Consider the following 4,003-nt stretch of genomic DNA (forward strand, 5'->3'; position numbering starts at 1 on the left):
CGAAGATGGCGAGATGGCCTTCACCGATTTCGGCATCGAGAACCTGATCGACCTCATCAAAATGCACAAAGACGATCCGACGATCCTGGCGAGGCGATCAACCTGATGCCGGCCGCCTGCGTGCTACGCCGGATGGATACAGAATTCGGAACTTCGGCATTCACGCTTTCGAACCGAAAACGCCTTGTAGCTTGCGGCTGGGGCGACATGCAACAGTCAACATCGAGTTCGGGCCAACGCGGTACCCTGCCGAGCGGGATGCACACGATCTTGCGCAGTTGTTTCGGTTGGGCGCTATCAAGACCTTCGGCATCGCGTGGAGCGAGGGGCGACCTCAACGGCCGCCTCCCAGCCCCCAATCATACGCGCGATCGGGTCGACGAGCGCCTTTTCAACCGATCGGCAGACGGGGTCACCGCCCTGGACGAGATCGTGTCCCAATTGGTGGTGTAGCTGACGGTGGGCGCCGTCGTTTTCCTGGCCGAGCCGGGATGTGTCTGAGCTGCTGCCGGTTCTGTGGACACCGAGATAAGGTGTTTTACGAGCTGGGGGTGGGGTATGGGACGGCGTCTATTCAGTCGAGAGTTTAAGGTCAAAGCGGTCCGTTTGGTTCGCGAGCGCGGCGTGAGCGTCGCGCAGGCGGCGCGGGATTTGGACCTGCACGAGAATATGCTGCGGCGCTGGGCCAAGGAAATGGCAAGCGATCCGTCGCACGCCTTTCCTGGCCAAGGGCAGATGAGGCCCGAGCAGATCGAAATCGAGCGCCTGCGGCGCGAGGTCGCCAAACTGCGGGCGGAGCGCGACATCCTAAAAAAGGCCGCAGCCTTCTTTGCGAGGGAAGCGAAATGAGGTTCGCTTTGCAAAGCACCGTTCTGTCTGGCCGGTGGCATGGTTGTGCGAAGCACTGGACGTCTCCCGCTCTGGCTTTCATGCCTGGCTCAAACGCGGGCCATGCGCCCGTGAGCAGCTTGACGAGGAAATGACCGCTTCGATCCGGGCGAGTTTTGTCGCCAGCGCAAGAACCTACGGCGCTCGTCGCGTCTGGCGGGATGTGCTTGCCGAAGGCTTTTCCTGCGGCCTGCACAAGATTGAACGGCTGATGCAAGAAAGCGCCCTGCGTGCGAGGCCCCGCCGGTGTTATTCGGCCTGCAAAACTGACCCCTGAACCGGGGGATCGGCTTCCAAAATTGACCCTCCGAACCTTGGGCTGGTGAGCTGCTTGCTTTGCAATTGCGAGCGGGCGGTCGGGGATGTTGATTGTGGAGACGATTGGCCGGATCCGGCGCGAGCATCTTGTCAAAGGCAAGTCGATCCGGGAGATCGCCCGGGATCTCAACCTTTCGCGCAACACGGTGCGCAAGGTGCTGCGCTCCGGCGAGACTTCGTTCGAATATGAGCGCGACGTTCAGCCTCGACCCAAGCTTGGTCGCTGGACAGATGATCTTGACCGTTTGCTGGCGGCGAACGCCGATCAGGCGGCGCGCGAGCGCCTGACGCTGATCCGCATTTTCGAGGCGCTGCGCGATCTGGGCTACACCGGCGGCTATGACGCCGTCCGGCGCTACGCCAAGGGATGGCGGCGAGAACGGTCGGCGTTGACGGCGGACGCCTTCGTGCCGCTGACTTTCGCGCCGGGGGAGGCCTACCAGTTCGATTGGAGCCATGAAGTCGTCGTGCTGAACGGCGCGACTGTGACCGTGAAGGCGGCGCACTTGCGCCTTTGTCATAGCCGGATGCTGTTTGTGCGAGCCTATCCGCGCGAGACGCAGGAGGTGGTCTTCGACGCGCACGACCGCGGGTTCGCCTTTTTCAAAGGCGCCTGCACGCGTGGAATCTACGACAACATGAAGACGGCGGTCGACACGATCTTCGTCGGCAAAGACCGGCTCTATAATCGGCGTTTCCTGCAAATGTGCGCGCATTATCTGGTCGATCCCGTCGCCTGCACGCCGGCGGCGTCCGGCTGGGAAAAGGGTCAGGTCGAAAATCAGGTCGGCCTCGTGCGCGAGCGCTTCTTCACGCCGCGCCTGAAGTTCAAAAGCTACGATGAGCTGAACGCCTGGCTTGCCGATCGCTGCGTCGCCTACGCCAAAGCCCATCCGCACCCCGAGATCGCGGACAAGACGATCTGGGAGGTTTTCGAGGCGGAGCGGCCAAAGCTTGTGCCCTATGCCGGCCCCTTCGATGGATTCCACGCCGTGCCGGCTTCGGTCTCCAAGACCTGCCTGGTGCGCTTCGACAACAACAAATACTCGGTCAACGCGAGCGCGGTCGGGCGTCCGGTTGATGTTCAGGGGCCTACGCCGACCGCATCGTCATTCGCCAGAACGGGCGCGTAGTCGGCGAGCATCCACGCGCCTTTGGACGCGGCGAGACGATCTTCGACCCCTGGCATTACGTGCCGGTCCTGGCGCGCAAACCGGGAGCTTTGCGCAACGGCGCGCCGTTCAAGGATTGGGTGCTGCCCGCCGCCATGGAGCGCATTCGGCGCAAGCTCGCCGGCATTGACGATGGCGGGCGCCAGATGGTCGACATCCTCGCCGCGGTCCTGACGGACGGGCTGCCCGCAGTCGAGGCGGCCTGCGCCGAAGCGCTCGCGCAAAACGTCCATTCCGCCGACGTGATCCTGAACATCCTCGCTCGCCGTCGCGATCCGGGGCCGGTTCCTGCGATCCAGGCGCCCGAGGGGCTGAGGCTCCAGCATGCGCCGGTCGCCGATTGCGCCCGCTACGACAACATCAGGAGAATAGGCTGATGGAAAGGACCCAGATCTTTGACCGCATGAACGAACTCAAGCTTTTCGGCATGAAGGCCGCCTATGACGAGGTCATGGCCAACGCCCTCAAACGTCAGCATGAGCCGCCGCGCATCGTTGGCGAGCTGCTGCAAGCCGAGATCGCCGAAAAGCACGCGCGCTCGATCAAATACCAGATGACGATCGCCAAGCTGCCGCTGGCCAAGGACATCGAAGGCTTTGCTTTTGAAGGAACGCCGATCAATGAAGGCCTGGTGCGCGACCTCGCCAACGGCGGCTTCATCGAGATGCAGCGCAATGTCGTGCTCATTGGCGGAACCGGCACGGGCAAGACGCATCTGGCCATCGCCATCGCTCGCAATTGCATCCGCGCGGGCAAGCGAGGCCGTTTCTTCAATACCGTCGATCTCGTCAACCGGCTTGAGGCCGAAACCCGCGCCGGGCGTCAGGGCCGTCTTGCCGATTATCTGACGCGTCTCGACTTTGTCCTGCTCGACGAGCTTGGCTATCTGCCCTTCGCCCAATCCGGCGGTCAGCTGCTGTTCCATCTGATCAGCCGGCTTTACGAGCGCACCTCGATCATCGTCACGACCAATCTCGCCTTCGGAGAATGGCCATCGGTTTTCGGCGACGCCAAGATGACGATGGCGCTGCTCGACCGCCTTACCCATCATTGCGACATCGTGGAAACCGGCAACGATAGCTGGCGCCTCAAAACTCGCGCCTGATATTGCATACGCCATGCCTCACGCCGCCGCGCGCGCCCCGGCTGCGCAATCCCGACCAGCTGCGCCGGGGCGCGCGCTCGTGCGAACCCCGCGCCGCCGGTGGGTCGATTTTGGACGCCGATCGTGGGTCAGTTTTGCGCGCCGATTGACACGCCGGCGCGGCTTGCCAAAGGACGGCGGCCAAAGGCTTGCCAACGCCGTGGCGACAAACGTCCTGGACCGCCAGTTCTCGGCCGAGCGACCAAACCAGAAGTGGATCGCCGACTTCACCTATATCTGGACGGCCGAGGGCTGGCTTTATGTCGCTGCGGTGATCGATCTGTTCTCTCGCCGCGTCGTCGGCTGGTCGATGAAAGCGGAGATGACCGCACAACTCGTCGCTGTTGATTTCCGTTTGGAACTGACCCGGGATTTTCACTGAGAAGTGACCCGCCTTTTTATGTTCCTGCGGTCAGGTTTTGGTCAAGGCATTGGCTTTCTCCTTTCGTCCTTTTGCGGTTGCGGCGCTGGCCTTGAAGCG

General features: G+C 62.4%; 1 protein-coding gene and 3 pseudogenes. All 4 read left to right on the plus strand.

Annotated elements, in window-relative coordinates; all coding sequences use genetic code 11:
• Positions 1-558: 558 nt before the first annotated feature.
• Positions 559-1,135 (plus strand): annotated as a pseudogene (locus QZ409_RS05235) (transposase); the annotation flags it as partial.
• 115 nt (positions 1,136-1,250) lie between these two features.
• Positions 1,251-2,755: pseudogene (istA, locus tag QZ409_RS05240) on the plus strand (IS21 family transposase).
• Positions 2,755-3,483 (plus strand): IS21-like element helper ATPase IstB, encoded by a 729-nt coding sequence (istB, locus tag QZ409_RS05245; RefSeq protein ID WP_296707536.1) that lies wholly within the window; start codon positions 2,755-2,757, stop codon positions 3,481-3,483. Before istA ends, istB begins: the two are co-directional and overlap by 1 nt.
• Positions 3,484-3,676: 193 nt before the next feature.
• A pseudogene (locus tag QZ409_RS05250) lies at positions 3,677-3,862 on the plus strand (DDE-type integrase/transposase/recombinase); the annotation flags it as partial.
• Between the last annotated feature and the right edge of the window lie 141 nt (positions 3,863-4,003).

Source organism: Rhodoblastus sp. (assembly GCF_019449565.1).
Classification (GTDB): Bacteria; Pseudomonadota; Alphaproteobacteria; order Rhizobiales; family Beijerinckiaceae; genus Rhodoblastus.